14 protein-coding genes and 1 other RNA gene are annotated in these 15423 nt (G+C 62.1%); 3 read left to right on the forward strand and 12 right to left on the reverse strand.

From position 1 onward, the window contains the following. Positions 1 to 4: 4 nt before the first annotated feature. On the reverse strand, positions 5 to 433 hold the full coding sequence (gene mraZ / locus J0O65_RS07755) for a division/cell wall cluster transcriptional repressor MraZ (RefSeq protein ID WP_034748899.1): 429 nt from the start codon (positions 431 to 433) through the stop codon (positions 5 to 7). 661 nt (positions 434 to 1094) lie between these two features. Next, positions 1095 to 1434: RNase P RNA component class A (gene rnpB, locus J0O65_RS07760), an RNA gene on the reverse strand. A gap of 198 nt (positions 1435 to 1632) precedes the next feature. On the opposite strand from rnpB, the gene J0O65_RS07765 reads away from it, so the two are divergent. After that, positions 1633 to 3336: a thiamine pyrophosphate-binding protein gene (locus J0O65_RS07765; protein ID WP_215405640.1), complete on the forward strand. Its 1704-nt coding sequence runs from the start codon at positions 1633 to 1635 to the stop codon at positions 3334 to 3336. Positions 3337 to 3410: 74 nt separating this feature from the next. Here J0O65_RS07765 and J0O65_RS07770 read toward each other — a convergent pair whose 3' ends face one another. The 10 genes from J0O65_RS07770 to J0O65_RS07815 form a co-directional block, all read right to left on the reverse strand. Next, a complete protein-coding gene (locus tag J0O65_RS07770) occupies positions 3411 to 3950 on the reverse strand; it encodes a hypothetical protein (RefSeq protein ID WP_215405642.1) in 540 nt (179 codons plus the stop codon). Between the two features lie 151 nt (positions 3951 to 4101). Then, on the reverse strand, positions 4102 to 5166 hold the full coding sequence (locus J0O65_RS07775) for a porin (protein WP_215405644.1): 1065 nt from the start codon (positions 5164 to 5166) through the stop codon (positions 4102 to 4104). 973 nt (positions 5167 to 6139) lie between these two features. Next, the gene (locus tag J0O65_RS07780) at positions 6140 to 6577 is read right to left on the reverse strand and encodes a nuclear transport factor 2 family protein (protein ID WP_215405646.1); all 438 of its coding nucleotides are present in this window, start codon (positions 6575 to 6577) and stop codon (positions 6140 to 6142) included. Then, a complete protein-coding gene (locus tag J0O65_RS07785; protein ID WP_215405648.1) occupies positions 6574 to 7341 on the reverse strand; it encodes an SDR family NAD(P)-dependent oxidoreductase in 768 nt (255 codons plus the stop codon). Before J0O65_RS07785 ends, J0O65_RS07780 begins: the two co-directional genes overlap by 4 nt. Beyond that, the gene (locus J0O65_RS07790) at positions 7338 to 7898 is read right to left on the reverse strand and encodes a DUF3833 domain-containing protein (RefSeq protein WP_215405650.1); all 561 of its coding nucleotides are present in this window, start codon (positions 7896 to 7898) and stop codon (positions 7338 to 7340) included. Before J0O65_RS07790 ends, J0O65_RS07785 begins: the two co-directional genes overlap by 4 nt. After that, positions 7886 to 9166 (reverse strand): MFS transporter, encoded by a 1281-nt coding sequence (locus J0O65_RS07795; protein WP_215405652.1) that lies wholly within the window; start codon positions 9164 to 9166, stop codon positions 7886 to 7888. The genes J0O65_RS07790 and J0O65_RS07795 overlap by 13 nt, the downstream gene beginning before the upstream one ends. Then, positions 9163 to 9711, reverse strand: coding sequence for a chalcone isomerase family protein (locus tag J0O65_RS07800; RefSeq protein ID WP_215405654.1), 549 nt, complete (start codon positions 9709 to 9711; stop codon positions 9163 to 9165). The genes J0O65_RS07795 and J0O65_RS07800 overlap by 4 nt, the downstream gene beginning before the upstream one ends. A gap of 2 nt (positions 9712 to 9713) precedes the next feature. Beyond that, positions 9714 to 10955: a class I SAM-dependent methyltransferase gene (locus J0O65_RS07805; RefSeq protein WP_502793548.1), complete on the reverse strand. Its 1242-nt coding sequence runs from the start codon at positions 10953 to 10955 to the stop codon at positions 9714 to 9716. Next, positions 10952 to 11749: a DUF1365 domain-containing protein gene (locus J0O65_RS07810; RefSeq protein ID WP_215405656.1), complete on the reverse strand. Its 798-nt coding sequence runs from the start codon at positions 11747 to 11749 to the stop codon at positions 10952 to 10954. The genes J0O65_RS07805 and J0O65_RS07810 overlap by 4 nt, the downstream gene beginning before the upstream one ends. Next, positions 11739 to 13052 (reverse strand): NAD(P)/FAD-dependent oxidoreductase, encoded by a 1314-nt coding sequence (locus tag J0O65_RS07815; RefSeq protein WP_215405658.1) that lies wholly within the window; start codon positions 13050 to 13052, stop codon positions 11739 to 11741. Before J0O65_RS07815 ends, J0O65_RS07810 begins: the two co-directional genes overlap by 11 nt. A 166-nt stretch (positions 13053 to 13218) precedes the next feature. On the opposite strand from J0O65_RS07815, the gene J0O65_RS07820 reads away from it, so the two are divergent. Together J0O65_RS07820 and ftsY are read left to right on the forward strand one after the other, a co-directional pair. Further along, positions 13219 to 14199 (forward strand): MerR family transcriptional regulator, encoded by a 981-nt coding sequence (locus J0O65_RS07820; RefSeq protein WP_251373594.1) that lies wholly within the window; start codon positions 13219 to 13221, stop codon positions 14197 to 14199. A 165-nt stretch (positions 14200 to 14364) separates the two neighbouring features. Continuing rightward, positions 14365 to 15420: a signal recognition particle-docking protein FtsY gene (gene ftsY, locus J0O65_RS07825; protein WP_215405660.1), complete on the forward strand. Its 1056-nt coding sequence runs from the start codon at positions 14365 to 14367 to the stop codon at positions 15418 to 15420. Positions 15421 to 15423: the final 3 nt, after the last annotated feature.

Raw genomic sequence — 15423 nt, forward strand, 5'->3', positions numbered from 1 at the left:
AGCCTTAGAAAGAAAAATTGGAAAGTACATCGGGGGTGCCGGCATCGATCGCCTGCTGTTCTTTGTCGGCCAATTTGGCGGCATCCCATATTTCAAAGTGGCTGCCCATGCCGATCATCATGACTTCGCGCGCCAGCCCCACGGCGTTGCGCAACTCAGGCGAGATCAGCACGCGGCCGGCCGAGTCCAGCTCGACATCGACGGCGTTGCCGAGGAAGATGCGCTGCCAGGCGCGCGCCGACATGGGCCAGGCGGCGATTTGCTGGCGGTGGCTTTCCCACACGGGACGGGGGAAAAACAGCAGGCAGCCATCGGGGTGTTTGGTCAGGGTCAAGCGGCCTTCGCATTGAATCGCCAGCGCGTCACGGTGCTTGGCAGGGATAGACATCCTGCCTTTGGCATCGAGATTGATTGCGGACGCGCCTTGAAACACGGAAGACCTTTTTTGAGCTTGGTTTGCGACGCTTGCGCATCACGATGAAAAGGGAAAATTTCCCACAAAAACACACTTTTTCACACAGTTGCCCACTTTAGAGGAAGCAAAGATAGTGGTCAAGCGGTTTCCGATTGGCAAAACAGGAATTTTATTAATGAAATTAAGGACTTAGCGCATATCGTTGAAGGAGTCTCAAATAAAAATATATCGATAAATTAGATACTTATGAAAGATAGTGAATGTGCTACCTCATCTGCACACATGTGTTTTCCTACCGTAAACATCGAAAAAAACGAAATCAAAAAATTGAAATTTTTGCAGTTAGTTGACACATGACAATACTTTCATCCTCGAGGCACAACAGCAATCAGCGGCGGCGAAAGACTTGGTTTAAAGCAAAAAATAAGCGTCCATGGCGCGCACCGCCCCTGTTTTCCGGGCCTGGCCCGACGCGGAAAAACTATTTTTGCAATGCAGCAATTAATTGAAATCAAGAAACTTTAACCAATTGTCCATCTTTAGTTGTATATACAACTTTATCCTGAATACTATTTTTTTGGAAACAAAAAAAGCCCCCTCGCGGGGGCTTTTGGGTGGCGCGCAGCAGGCAATACGCTGCGGCCGATACGCTCCCTGGCAAGCCAGGGAACAGGAATTCAAGTGAAGCAGGCCGGTAGGCCGGATTTTGTTACGGCGCCTTCCCTTGCAGGTCGGCGCTATGACAGTCATTCCTCTAGGCGCCAGATTACTCGGGCGCTCAAGCTTTCTACCCGCACGCTCCGCGAGCAGCATCATCGCGTGCCTATTTGAAATTGCACCAGGTGGAGGTTACCGCGTTTCACCGTAACTTAATACGCTCGTCTCTGTGGCCCTATTCCTCGCCTTATACCTTGCGGCTTTCGACGGACGGCCGTTAACCGTCACCCCGCTCTATGGAGTCCGGACCTTCCTCCCGCCAGCGCATTGCTGCGCCGGCCAGCGACTGTCTGGCCTGCTTCACCCGCCATTGTACCGCGCCGCAGCATGTTTCTGCAAAAGCGCGGCGCCACCGTCGGGGGATTGTGTAATTCGGTGTCGCCATTTCAAAAGCCGGGCCAAATCGGCTCACATAGAATGAGGCAAGCTGCTTGCATGCAGGCGCATGCGCACCGCTTGTCCCACTTCTTTGCCACCCACTAGCATATAAAGAGCCGAACATGACGCAACAATCCCGTACCGGCGGCCAGATCCTGGTCGATGCCCTGCAGATCCACGGTGTCGACACCGCCTTTGGCGTGCCTGGCGAAAGTTACCTCGACGTCCTCGACGCCCTGCACGATTCGGGCATCCGCTTCATCATCAACCGCCAGGAAGGCGGCGCCGCCTTCATGGCCGAAGCCTACGGCAAGCTGACGGGCAAGCCGGGCATCTGCTTCGTCACGCGGGGACCGGGCGCCACCAACGCCTCGATCGGCGTGCACACGGCCTACCAGGATTCCACCCCGATGATCCTGTTCATCGGCCAGGTGGGCAATGATTTCGTCGACCGCGAAGCGTTCCAGGAAATCGACTACCGCCGCATGTACGGCCAGATGGCCAAGTGGGTGGCGCAGATCGACCGCGCCGAGCGCATTCCCGAATACCTGGCGCGCGCCTTCCAGGTCGCCACCAGCGGGCGTCCCGGCCCCGTCGTGCTGGCCCTGCCGGAAGACATGCTCATTTCGCTGGCCACGGTGGCCGATACGCGCGCCTACCAGCCCGTGCAGGCGGCGCCATCGGACGCCCAACTGCAGCAACTGCGCAGCATGCTGGCCGAGGCGCAGCGCCCGCTGGTGTTGCTGGGCGGCACCACCTGGACGCCGCAAGCGTGCGCCGACCTGCGGCAGTTCGCGGAAAGCAACCATCTGCCCGTCGCCTGCGCCTTCCGCTTCCAGGACTTGCTCGACAATGCCCATCCGAACTACATCGGCGACGTCGGCATCGGCATCAACCCGAAACTGGCCGCGCGCGTGAAAAATGCCGACCTGGTCATCGCCATCGGCCCGCGCCTGGGCGAAATGACGACGGGCGGCTACACCCTGTTCGACTCGCCCGTACCACGCCAGCGCCTCGTGCACATCCATACGGATGCCGAGGAACTGGGCAGCGTCTATCAGGCCGAACTGATGATCAACAGCGGCATGCCGCAAGTGTGCGCCATGCTGGCCGCCATGCCCCCCATCGACGCTGCCGCATGGAAACATACACCGGCCGAAGCGAAGGCCGAGCTGGCCGCCTACCAGCAGCGCCCGCCCATCTTCCAGGATGGCCAGGCGCCGCTGGACCTGTGGCAAGTGACGCAAGAGATCATGGCGCAGGTGCCTGTTGATACCATCCTGACCAACGGCGCCGGCAATTACGCCTCGTGGGCGCACCGCTTCTACCGCTACGGCGGCCTGCGCACCCAGCTGGCGCCGACGAATGGCGCCATGGGCTACGGCGTGCCGTCCGGCGTGGCGGCCAAGATCGTGCACCCGGAACGCACGGTGATCACCTTTGCCGGCGATGGCGAATACATGATGAATGGCCAGGAACTGGCCACCGCCGTGCAATACCAGGCGGGCGTGGTCATCATCGTCTTCAATAACCAGATGTTCGGCACCATCCGCATGCACCAGGAACGCGACTACCCGGGCCGCGTGTCGGGCACGAGCCTGCACAACCCGGACTTTGCGGCGCTGGCGCAGGCGTATGGCGCGCATGGCGAAGTGGTCAATACGACAGAAGAGTTCGCTCCCGCCCTGCGGCGGGCGCTGGCGCACGCCAAGGCCAACAACTTGCCGGCCCTGATCGAGCTGCGCTACGACGGCAACCTGATTACGCCGAACGCCACGCTCGCCACCATCCGCGCCACGGCGGAAAAGGCGCAAGCGGCAAAATAGTCCCGCCTCAAGGCGAAAAAATGCAAAGGCCCGGTCGATACCGGGCCTTTTTCATATCACGACAACAAAATTGACTACGCGGCAGGCGTCTCCGCGCCATCCTGCGCGGGCACCGGCGCGGGCGCCTCGGGCATGGGCGGACATGGAGTGCACGTCTTCAAAGGGCGGCCGAAATCGCGCACGCGGCTCAGTTTCATGGGCATGCGCACGTTACCGCCGCAATAATCGCCTTCCAGGGTCAGGGTCTGCCCATCCTTGGAAAACTTGCCGACGATGGTGCGCTCTTCATTGTCGGCGCCGGCGATGGTGAAGTCGAAGGCGCCCGTGGCGGCGTCCAGATTGACGTCATTGGCGACGATAGGCCAGCTCAGGGCGCCTGCCGTGAATTCATAGATGACGGAATCGGCTTCGGCGAAGCGGTGCAGGGTGACGCGCTGGCCGCCGATCTCGCCGCTGTCCTTTTGCAGGCACAGGTCCGAGTAGACGGCCACGCCGTAGCGCTCCAGTCCGGCCGGCTTCTTGCCCTTGACGGCGGCGACAGCGGCACCCGTGGCGCCAGCGAACAGCAGCGCGGCCAGCATGGCGGCCAGGCGCGGCGATGTGTTTGGATACATGGCATTCCTTTACTTGAGTAACGGCGCCATTATAACTGGCGCCGCCCATGCAAAAACGCGCCGCCAGGACTAGCCTGGAGACGCGTTTTCTTGCTTAAAGACATCCCCAAAGGGATGCCTGCAGCGGTACTAAGCTTCGCTTGCGCGAATATTAGAACGAGTGACGAACGCCAACGTTGAAGGCTTTGTCGCCCGTACCAACATTGCTGTTGTTACCAACGGTGTAGCCAGCGTTGTTTTTGTTCTTGATCTTGGCGTACGAAGCGTAGGTGCTGGTGCGCTTCGACAGAGCGTAGGAGTAGCCCAGTGCCCATTGATCAGCATCAGCGTTAGCAGCGGTTTTGTCGTTCGTGCGGATGAACGAAGCCATGACGGTGCCAGCTGGGCCAACAGGTACGGTTGCGCCGACCAGGATGTTGTTGCTGTCGGTGCTGTAGCCAGCCGAAGTGTAGTTAAACGCGTTAACGTTGCCGTTGTTGCGGATGGCGCTGTTTTGGCCTTTGTTCGCGCCGTATGCGACGTAAGCTTTAGCAACTGCGAAGTCGTAGTTAGCTGCAGCCAACCAGTTACGGCCGCTACCGGTTTCGGTCAGGGCGGTGTCGTTGCTGGTGTTGTTGTAAGCGATACGAGCGTTCAGAGGACCGTTCGAGTAGCCAGCCGACGCGCCGATTTTGCGGCCGATTTTGTTCGACTCAGCTTGCTCGCCGAAGGTGTAAGCCACGTCAGCGTCAAAGCCGTTGAAGTTTGGCGAGGTGTACAGCACGGTGTTGCTGGTGCGGGTGTTCGCTGGGAACAAGTTTTTAGCGGAACCAGCGTAGCCAGCTGCGAATGGATCAGCAACTTTCGACAGGGTGTTGTACCAAGGCGTGTATTGACGACCCAGGGTCAGCGTACCGGTCGTTTTGCTGCTCAGACCAACGTAAGCTTGACGATTGAACAAGGTACCTGCAACGTCTTGCTGACCGTTGTCAACGCCGAAGCCCGATTCCAGAACGAACAGTGCCGACAGGCCGCTGCCCAGATCTTCGGTGCCTTTGAAGCCGATACGGGAAGCCGAAGCAATGCCGCTGTCCAGCTTGTTAACGTTGCCGTTAACACCGCCGCGCTCGCTGACGAAACCAGCGTCAACGGTACCGTAGATAACAACGCTCGATTGAGCTTGGGCTACGCCAGTGGCTGCTGCCAGGACTGCCAGGGTGATCAGAGTTTTTTTCATTGCGATTTCCTTTAATTTTGAAGCAAAAAGTAATACAGCCTATGCATCTCGAGCTGCGCTCTAGCAGAGCGCTTTTTATGAGTGAGGGCAAGGTCTCCACCTGCCACATTGCTGTTCCGGTCAGGGGAACATTCATATCGGTATCGGCACGCTATTGCACCGATAAGCTTGAAGGCTGCATGACTGCCGTCTTTCGTGCGCCGGTTCGGTGCTCAAAAGGCACCGGAAGCGGCACTATAACGACCGTTTCACATTCCATCAAGTTCCAACATGTTACTTCCGGTACCAGGCCGGGGGCTTTTTCAGGCATCCCGACCATCGCCAACCGTACTACGCGACAGAGCCAGTGCCCCTTGCCAACCAATGCATTGGCCTGATTGACCATTCCATCATAGCGCATGCCTTGTCGACACCCGTTGTATTAGTGCAACAGTATCAGGCGCATGATTAAAACATCAACATGCTTTACCCATCATTTGCCTTCCATGATTTACGCGACAAAGCGCACAATTTGTCAGGCGATAATGGATAAACGGGACGAAGCATACACGGCATCGCCAATGTTTGCTGCCGGATGCCCGAAAACGGGAAATTTGGCGCCCTGTTTTGGTGCGTTGCCGCATTATTCAGGGGCGTAGGCGCCATTTTCGACGTCGGCGCGCACGTCAGAAAAATAGGCAGAGTATCAATACAATTACTGACTTTCCGGTAATTTAAATTGTTCACATAGAAATGTTTTCCATGTTTTTCAGCACACGTGCCAGGTGCCGGCCTGGAATGGATGAGGACGACTTTTGCTTGCAAATTCAGCATCAGTTGAAACAATTTCTTACAATGTTGCCTTCTCAATATTTTGAGATATTTGTGTATAAAAAACGACATATTGACCGAAATCAAGTTTTTGCCGGTCCCATTCCACACAATTTACTTTTTCTTTTTCTGATTTTTTGCTTGAAAGCATCAAGAAATACACTTAGCGCCGGCTTGCGCGCCGGAGCATCCGCATGAAAGGGCCCAGCACAGGCAGTTTTTCATACAATTCTTCGGCCGCGTCCCAATAATCGCGGTGCAATACCACCCGTCCCTGCGCATCGAAGCGCACATGTGTTGCGCCACGAATACACTGTTCGCCAGATACCAGGCGTTTCATGCGAAAGCGAAACTCCCACGTGAGGAACGCTTGCTCCCCTTGCGCCAGGCGTTCCAGCACGACAAACCGGGGGACATCGACTTGCACGAACATGTGCTCGAAGATGGCCAGGATGGCGGCATGGCCCTCCACCTCATTGAACGGATCCTTGAAATGGGCATCTGGCGCGTACACGGCGCCCAGCTGGGCCAGGCTTTCCAGGCTCAGGTGCTCGTAAAACGCCACCAGACGCGCCAGCCGGTCATCCCTGGTTGCGCTCATAGCCCCGTCACCTTGTGGATCAGCCAAAAATAGGCGCGGTACGGCAACAACCGCGCCAGGCGCAGAGTATTGGTAAAACGTTTGGGAAAGTGGATGTGGAACTGGCCCCGCTCGATGCCGTCGAGCATGGCGGCGGCCGCGTCCTGCGCCGTCATCAGAGCCGGCATGGTGAAATCATTGTCCGCCGTCAGGGGCGTGGCGACAAAACCCGGGTTGATTTGATACACATCAATCCCGCGCGGATGCAAGTCCAAATACAGCGACTCCGTCAGGTTGATCAGCGCCGCCTTGCTGGCGCCATACGCGAGCGCCTTGGGCAAGCCGCCATAGCCGGCTACCGAGCCGACGATGCCGATGCCGCCGCTGCCCTGGCGCAACAGCCACGGCAAGGCCTGTTCCAGGCAATTGAAGACGCCGCCCACATTCAGGGCCAGCAAACCCTGCGCCGCCTCCAGGTCGAAACTATCGGCGCGCATGGCCTGGTAACCGCCAGCAACCACCAGTATCAGGTCGATATGCGTCCACTGCTGCTGCAACGCCACGCACACGGCCCGCACTTGCGCATGCTCGGTGATATCGAGCGGCAAGGCCTGTGCCAGCGGCTGCCCCTCGCACAGCCGTTCCAGGCTGGCGCGGTGGCGGGCCGACAGGGCCACGCTGGCGCCCTGCTCCAGCAGCAAGGTGGCGCAGGCGGCGCCGATGCCGCTGGAAGCGCCGATGATCCACACGCGCTTGCCGGCCCAGCTGGTAATCTTGCGATTCATGGGGCCGCCTGTGGACGCTTGCTGAACGATAAAGTGACGGCGCCCAGGCTGAAACCGAACTTGCTCATGGCGGCGCGGTTCAGCATGACCTTGTCATCCATCAAAAACATCCAGTCGTCGAAGTCGACGTGGTAGACCGTGCCATCGACGGGCAGCGCCAGCACGTATTGCCAGCGCAAGGCATTGCCGGCCACCTCGCCGATGGCCTCGCCGATCACGTCGGGCGCCGTGCCGATGAAGCGCCCGGGCGCCGTCTTGCGCAAGGTCCACACGCGCCGTTGGCGGCTGCCGTCCGAGTACGTGAAATCTTCGTCCAGAATACCCGTCTCGCCTTGCCAGCTGGCCCGCATGACAACGGTAAAGCGTTTCACGACCTTGCCGGAGCGGTCCTGGAAGATGCCGTGGGCATCGAGCGTGCCGTTGAAATACCGCTGCAAGTCCAGTTGCGGCAATTCCTGCGCATACGTGGCCGGCGTGGGCGGCGTGGAGCAGGCGGCCAGCGCCAGCAACAGGGCTGCCAGCGGCAGGCGGCGTTTGCAATAGTTCATGAGGCGCATGGGCGATTCTCCAGGTGATCACTATATATATGTTGTAGCGGCGCGCGCCACAGCAGCAGCGCCGCCAGCAGCTTCAAGGCGCAGGGCAGCAAGGCGTAGGCGGCGGACAAGGCCGGCAAGCCGCCACTGCTGCCCGGCACATAGCCGAGCCAGGCCAGCAGGGGCAAGGCGATGCCGGCCGCCAGCGCCAGGCTCATCTGCACGCCCCAGTTCCACCAGCCGAAATACGCCGCTTCGTGCCGCCCGGCATGCCCGGCCGCGCCGATCAGCCCTGCCAGCAGGGCCGGCGGCAAGGCCAGGTCGGCGCCCAACGCCAGGCCCGACAGCAGGCAAATGGCGGCAAAGCCCCAGGCGGCGCCCGCGCCCAGGCCATACGCCCAGACAAACACGGTCGCGGCCAGCAGCATGGCGCCACCCCAGGCGCGCGCCTCGCCAAAGCGGCGCGCCAGGGCCACCCACGCGGGCATCGAGGCGGCCGCCGCGCAAAAATAGACGATCAGGAACGGTCCTGCGTAATGGCCCAGGCGCAAGTAGTCGGTGGCAAAGAACAGGAACAGGGTGGCGGGGATGGCGGCGGCCACGCCATTGACGAGCAAGACGGCAAACAGCCAGCGAAACGCGCGCTGGCGCAATGGCAGGCGCCAGGCGCCAGCGGGCAACGCCGCCATGCCTGGGCGCAAAAGCGGACGCGGCGCGCGCGCCAGCAGCAAGGCGCCCGCCCCCAGCAGGCAGACGGCAAAGGCCAGCGACAGGCCGTCATAGCCGAGCACGGAAGTCAGCCCGGCCGCCAGGATCACGCCGAGCAAGCCGCAGCCTTCGCGCACGGCCGTCACGCGCGCCCGCTGGGCGCGCGCCTGGCTCAAGGCCGCGCCCCAGCTCTGGTGTGCGATGCCGGCCAGGCCATAGGCGGCATACACGAGCAGCAAGGCGGCCAGGAACCAGGCCAGGGTGGCCGCTTGCGGCATGGCCGGCGGATGGAACAGGGCGCCAAAGCCCAGCAGCAGCAAGGGCAGCGCCGCGCCGACATGGACGGCATAGCCGCGCCGGCCCCGCGCCATCCAGGCGCCGAGGGCAGGATCGATGAAGGCGGCGGCGATGCGGGCCGCCAGCAGCACGGCGCCGATCTGCGCCAGGTCAAGGCTGCTGCGCTGCGCATAGAACGGCGCCACATATATATAGATGGGCAGCGCCAGCATGGCCAGCGGCAAGCCGAACAGGCCATAACTGAACAAGGCCGGCAAGCTCAACGCACTGGCCCCGGCAGTCATGGCAGCGGCGCCGCACTCTGCAACAGGGAGGCGCGCAGCTTGGGCGCCGTGGTCGACGGCGAGAGCCAGATGGCGAAGAAGGCGCGCGCGAAGTCGCCATCGCTCACGTCGGCCAGCACCTTGCCGTCGAGGTAAAAGCGCACGCCGGGTGCGATGCCGGCCCGGTAGGCGCCCGCGATGCGCTGGTCTTCCTTAACGTCAGGAAAGATGCGTTGCATGGTGGCCAGCCACGCCAGGCGCTGCGCTTCCGTGCCGACGCCTATCTTCTGCATCTGTTCATAGCTGGCCTCGGCGATCTTCCTGCCGTCAAGCGCGCGCGCATAGCGCAATTCCAGCACGAAGGGCGCCGTCGCCGACGTCGTGCCCTGATAACCGTTCGCGCCCACCCACAGTTGCGCCCGATAGATGCGCATGCCGAACCACGTATATTCGCCCTCGCCCGCCAGGCGGGCCTCGGGCACGTCGGTAGCGATAAAGGCCGGCGGCGCGGCCGCGGCACCCAACATGGTCAACGACAGCACAACAGCGGCAAGCAAGCGGCGCATGGTCAGTCCTTGATCAGGGTAAATTGCATCACATCCGTGTTGTGCGCCTGGAAGGCGGCCTCGCAATACGCGAGGTAAAACTCCCAGGTCAGCAGGAAACGGCCGTCGAAACCCTGTTTTTCCAGCGCCGTGCGCTGGGCCAGGAAGCTGGCGCGCCACTGGCGCAAGGTTTCCGCGTAATCGAGGCCAAAGCTGAAGGCGTCTTCCACGCGCAAGCCCTGCGCCTCGGCGGCGCGGCGAAACTCGGCCGGCGAAGGCAGCATGCCGCCAGGGAAAATGTACTGTTGAATAAAATCCGTGCTCTTGCTGTAGCGCTCGAACAAGGCATCGGCGATGACGATGGTCTGGATGCAGGCGCGTCCGCCCTGCTGCAAATTGCGCGCCACGCAGGCGAAATAGCCGGGCCAGTAGCGTTGCCCCACGGCTTCGAACATCTCGATCGAGGCGATGGCGTCGTACTGGCCCGCGCTGTCGCGGTAATCGCACAGTTGCAGGTCGGCCTGTCCTGCCAGGCCCGCGTCCTGCAGGCGCTGGCGCGCATAGGCGAGCTGCTCGGTCGACAGGGTCAGGCCCGTCACGTGGGCGCCGTAGCTGCGCGCCGCCGTTTCCGCGAAACCGCCCCAACCACAGCCGATTTCCAGCACGCGCTGGCCCGGCCGCAGCCGCAGTTGCTCGGCGATGCGCCGGTACTTTGCGCCCTGCGCCTGCTCCAGGCTGGCGCCTTCGGTGAACAGGGCGCTCGAATATGTCATCGACGGGTCCAGCCACAGCTGGTAAAAGGCGTTGCCGATGTCGTAATGGGCGTGGATATTCTTCTTGCTGCCGGCGCGCGAGTTACGGTTGAGCAAATGCCGCAGCTTGTAGAGCAGATTGCCCCACCAGTTGCCGTAGATCAAGGATTCGATCTGTGCGCGGTTGCGTATCATCAACTCGATCAAGCCCGGCAAATTGTCCGTGCGCCAGTCGCCGGCGATAAACGTTTCCGCAAAGCCGATGTCGCCCGAGCGCAGGACGGCCGCGCACAGCCGCCAGTTATGCAAGTCCAGGGTGACGGGGTGGCTGCCATCGCCATACAACAGGAAACTGCCGTCCGGCGTGCGCAGGCGCAGGGCGCCATGCTGCAATTTTTCCAGCAGGCGCACGATCATGCGCCCGGCAGCGGGCATGTCCAGGTGCGCATGCCCATGCGGGGCAGTGGAACCGCTGCGCGCATGCAGGCCGGTCGGCAGGGAATCGGAGCTCATCGGGACACCTTTTCTTGTGGAGGGTGGGGTTTGCTGAAAAACGGCACGCGGCGCAGCCACAGGCGCAAGGCTTGCCAATGGATGCGCGCCATCACGCCAAACGTCATCAGGGGGTAGCGCAGCAAGGCCAGGGCGATGGCGCCGTCGCGCAGCGGCTGCGCCGTGCCGGACAAGCTCGTCTGCAGCAGCGGGCCAGCGAGGTCGTCGTAATCGACTCGCGCCAGGTGGCGCTCACCGTCTTGTTCGCTATTGCGCAGGAAACGGAAGCGGTACCGGCCTTCCACCTTGCAAAACGGCGACACGTGGAAAATTTTCTTCGCGACCAGCTCGCTGCCATACGCGATGGCGCCGCCCTGTTCGAGCAAGTACAGATGGCGCTCGCCAAAGGTATTGCGCACGTCGCACAGCACGGCCCGCAGCGCGCCATCCGGGCGGTGGCAAAACCAGAAACTGACGGGATTGAAGACATAGCCGAACAGGCGCGGCATGGTTTGCAGCCAGATTTCGCCACCCGCGTCCGCCACGCCATGCTGGCGCAGCAAGCCATCGATCCAGTCCAGCAGCGGCGCCTTGCCATCGCCGTGGTCGCTGTCGCGGAACGACAGCAGATTGGCGCCGTTGCGCGAGATCAGGCGTGCCGGAAAATCCTGCGCGCCCAGGCTGCGCAGGGGCAGGCGCAGGTAAAACATGCCGTAAGCAAAGGCATGCGCGCGCGGACGCAGCCGCGCATGGCGCACCCGCCCCAGGCACAGCTGGGGCTGCGGCGGCACGGCTTGCGTGGGATCACGCGGCATGGCCAAGCTCCGCGGACGCCAGGCCCAGCAGGCTTTGCGCCACGCCCAGGCCCGATTTCAAGCCGTCTTCATGGAAACCGTAGCCCGTCCAGGCGCCCGCGAACCAGGTGTGCTGCGCTCCCTGGAAACCGGCCAGGCGCGCCTGGGCGGCAATGGCCGCGCCATCGAACACGGGGTGGGCATACGAAAACGCGTCGATGATGCTGGCCGGATCTGGCTCGTCGAGCGGATTGAGCGAAACGATGACGGGCGTGGTGAACGGCAAGGGCTGCAGCTGGTTCAGCAAATAATGCACGCACACTTGCGGCGCCTCGCCTTCCGCCACTGCCGGCCGGCCCTGGTAATTCCAGGCCGACCAGGCACGGCGGCGCTGCGGCAGGCAGGACGCATCCGTATGCAGCACGGCCCGGTTGGGCTGGTAGCGCACGGCTGCGAGCACGGAGCGCTCGTCGTCGCGGATATCGGCCAGCAGAGCCAGCGACTGGTCGCTGTGACAGGCGAGCACGACGTGATCGGCATGCTCGACGCCGGCGGCCGTGTGCAGCTCGACCATGCGCGCACCGCCGTGCGGCTGGCGGCGCACGGCCAGCACGGGGCACGCCAGGCGCTGCTGCGGTATGCCCGCCAGCAGTTTTTCCACGTACACGCGCGCGCCGCCCCGCACCGTGCGCCATTGCGGCCGGTTGCTCACCTGCAGCAAGCCATGGTTGTGGCAGAAACGGATGAAGGTGGCCAGCGGAAAGGCCAGCATCTGGCGCGCCGGGCACGACCAGATGCAGGCGGCCATCGGCAGCAGATACCAGTGGCGGAACTCGTCAGCGTAGCCGTGCAGGTCGAGAAACTCGCCCAGCGACAGGGCCGGCGCCGGCACGCCTGCCGTGGCCAGCGCGCTGGCCTGGCGGTTGAAACGCACGATATCGCGCAGCATGCGCAGGAAGGCGGGGCGCAGCAGATTGCTGCGCTGGGTAAATACGGTATCGAAATTGGCGCCCGCCCATTCCAGCACGCGGGCATCGGGCGTGGTTCCCAGCGGCATCTTCACGGAAAACGACATATCGCTGTCGGCCGCCTCGACACCGAGTTCGTCAAACAATTGCACCAGGTTCGGGTAAGTGGCATGGTTGAACACCAGAAAACCCGTATCGACGCCGTGCGTGACGCCATCGAGCGTCACATCCACGGTATGGCTGTGGCCGCCAAAGTAGTCGCCCGCCTCGTACAAGGTGACGTCCTGGCCCGCCTGCGCCAGGCGATAGGCACACGACAATCCTGCGATTCCTGCTCCGACGACGGCAATTTTCATGAGTATACCTGTAATGAGTTTGTCCTGGACAAAACGAGCATCATGGATAATCGATCAAATATTGATTTATGTCAATGAGCGCCCCCTGCCGTTCAGAAACTTATACGCCCGCCATTTCCAATCGGATTCAGCGATTTGGTCCGGGGCGGCGGAAGGCGTAAAATGCATGCCACGTTCTTCCGCAAGCGAGCAAAACCACCCTGGTATGGATACTGATCTGCAACCTACTTCCGCCTTCAGCATCAGCGATGTCGAACGCGACACCGGGCTGGCCAAGGAAACCTTGCGTGTATGGGAGCGGCGCTACGCCTTTCCCCAGCCCCGGCGCGACGCCTTTGGCGAACGCAGCTATCCGGCCGAGCAAGTGCAGAAATTGCGCATGGTCAAGCGCCTGCTGGACCTCGGATTTCGGCCGGGAAAAATCATGCAGCACAGCACCGCGCAACTGCAGCAGCTGGCCAGCGCCGGCAGCGCGGCGCCGTCCTTGCAGCAACCGCAACTGGCGCACTACCTGGCGCTGTGCCGCGGCCACCAGATGGCGGAATTGGGCGACGCCCTGCGCCAGGCGCTGGCCGTGCTGGGGCTGAAAGCGTTCACCATCGACGTCATCGCCCCCCTCACCAGCATGGTGGGCGACGCGTGGGCTTGCGGCGAACTGGCCGTCTACGAAGAGCATCTGTACAGCGAAACCTTGCAGACGGTGATGCGCCACGCCATTTTTTCCCTGCCACAGGCGAGCAGCCCGTCCACGCGCACGCCGCGCATCGTCCTCAGTACCTTGCCGCAGGAGCGCCATGGCCTGGGGCTGCTGATGGCCGAGGCGCTGTGCGCGGCGACCGGCGCCCATTGCATGTCGCTGGGGGTGGAAACGCCGCTGACCGACATCGTTGCGGCCGCCCGCGCGCAGCGGGCCGATATCGTGGCGCTGTCGTTTTCCAGCGCCAGCAAGCAGCGGCAGACGCGCGACAGCCTGCAGCAGCTGCGTGCAAGCTTGCCTCCAAGCATGGAATTGTGGGCCGGAGGACGCAGTCCCGTCCTGTATAAGCAGCCGCCGTCCTTCCTGCATGTGCTGGACTTGCGGCAAGTCGAGGAAAGCATCGCCGACTGGCGCCGCCGTCACCAGGCGCACGCCCTGCAAACCCACTGAACCGACTGAAAAGCGCGGCAACTGCGGCGATCTCCGTGGATAGCCGCGCAATGTTGCCAATCGAACAGTAAAGCATGAAGCGCCGGGCGCGCTCTGGTAGAATAGACCGTAACAACAGTGTCCGGCGCCGCCGGGCCTTAGGTCAGCACCCGCCACCACACATCCATGTTTAGTTTCTTCAAGAAAAAACCCACCGCTCCCGAGGCTGCGCCAGCCGAGCCCCTCGTCCTTCCCGCCACGCCGCCTGCACCGCAGCCTGCCGCCACGCCCCTGAGCGGCGCGCCGGCCGAGCGCGTGCCCGTCGTCGTGGCCGCCGAGCCCGAGAAAAAATCGTGGATGACGCGCCTGAAGGCCGGCCTGTCGAAAACCTCGAACACCTTGTCCGTGCTGTTCGTCGGCGCGAAGATCGACGAAGCCCTGTACGAAGAGCTGGAAGCGGCGCTGCTGATGTCCGACGCCGGTATCGACGCCACCGAATTCCTGCTCACGGAATTGAAGAAAAAGGTCAAGGAAGACAAGCTGCTCGACGCCGCCGCCGTCAAGGCCGCGCTGAAAGTGCTGCTGATCGAGCTGCTCTCGCCGCTGGAAAAGCGTTTCGAGCTGGGCCGCCACAAGCCGCTGGTGATGATGATTTCCGGCGTGAATGGCGCCGGCAAGACCACCACCATCGGCAAGCTGGCCAAGCACATGCAGTCGAACAATCAATCCGTGCTGCTGGCCGCGGGCGACACCTTCCGCGCCGCCGCGCGCGAGCAGCTGATGGTGTGGGGCGAGCGCAACAACGTCACCGTGATTTCGCAGGAATCGGGCGACCCGGCCGCCGTGGCCTACGACTCCGTGCAATCGGCGAAGGCGCGCGGCATCGACGTGGTCATGGTCGATACGGCCGGCCGCCTGCCGACGCAGTTGCACCTGATGGAAGAATTGAAGAAAATCAAGCGCGTGATCGGCAAGGGCATGGAGGGCGCGCCGCATGAAACCCTGCTCGTCATCGACGGCAACACGGGCCAGAACGCCCTCACGCAAGTGAAGGCCTTCGACGATGCCCTGCAGTTGAGCGGCCTGGTGATCACCAAGCTGGACGGCACCGCCAAGGGCGGCGTGCTGGCGGCGATCGCCCGCGTGCGTCCCGTGCCCGTGTATTTCATCGGCATCGGTGAGAAAATTGAAGACTTGCAGCCTTTCGTGGCTGCCGAATTTGTCGAAGCGCTGCTCGGATAAACC

Origin of the sequence: Janthinobacterium sp. JC611 (assembly GCF_018682595.1) — a bacterium.
GTDB lineage: Bacteria > Pseudomonadota > Gammaproteobacteria > Burkholderiales > Burkholderiaceae_D > Janthinobacterium.

Excerpts from the sequence above, each read along its gene's own strand:
- J0O65_RS07765 (WP_215405640.1), top strand. The coding sequence starts at position 1,633 with ATGACGCAACAATCCCGTACCGGCGGCCAGATCCTGGTCGATGCCCTG.
- J0O65_RS07770 (WP_215405642.1), bottom strand. The coding sequence starts at position 3,950 with ATGTATCCAAACACATCGCCGCGCCTGGCCGCCATGCTGGCCGCGCTG.
- J0O65_RS07775 (WP_215405644.1), bottom strand. The coding sequence starts at position 5,166 with ATGAAAAAAACTCTGATCACCCTGGCAGTCCTGGCAGCAGCCACTGGC.
- J0O65_RS07780 (WP_215405646.1), bottom strand. The coding sequence starts at position 6,577 with ATGAGCGCAACCAGGGATGACCGGCTGGCGCGTCTGGTGGCGTTTTAC.
- J0O65_RS07785 (WP_215405648.1), bottom strand. The coding sequence starts at position 7,341 with ATGAATCGCAAGATTACCAGCTGGGCCGGCAAGCGCGTGTGGATCATC.
- J0O65_RS07790 (WP_215405650.1), bottom strand. The coding sequence starts at position 7,898 with ATGCGCCTCATGAACTATTGCAAACGCCGCCTGCCGCTGGCAGCCCTG.
- J0O65_RS07795 (WP_215405652.1), bottom strand. The coding sequence starts at position 9,166 with ATGACTGCCGGGGCCAGTGCGTTGAGCTTGCCGGCCTTGTTCAGTTAT.
- J0O65_RS07800 (WP_215405654.1), bottom strand. The coding sequence starts at position 9,711 with ATGCGCCGCTTGCTTGCCGCTGTTGTGCTGTCGTTGACCATGTTGGGT.
- J0O65_RS07805 (WP_502793548.1), bottom strand. The coding sequence starts at position 10,955 with ATGAGCTCCGATTCCCTGCCGACCGGCCTGCATGCGCGCAGCGGTTCC.
- J0O65_RS07810 (WP_215405656.1), bottom strand. The coding sequence starts at position 11,749 with ATGCCGCGTGATCCCACGCAAGCCGTGCCGCCGCAGCCCCAGCTGTGC.
- J0O65_RS07815 (WP_215405658.1), bottom strand. The coding sequence starts at position 13,052 with ATGAAAATTGCCGTCGTCGGAGCAGGAATCGCAGGATTGTCGTGTGCC.
- J0O65_RS07820 (WP_251373594.1), top strand. The coding sequence starts at position 13,219 with ATGCCACGTTCTTCCGCAAGCGAGCAAAACCACCCTGGTATGGATACT.
- ftsY (WP_215405660.1), top strand. The coding sequence starts at position 14,365 with ATGTTTAGTTTCTTCAAGAAAAAACCCACCGCTCCCGAGGCTGCGCCA.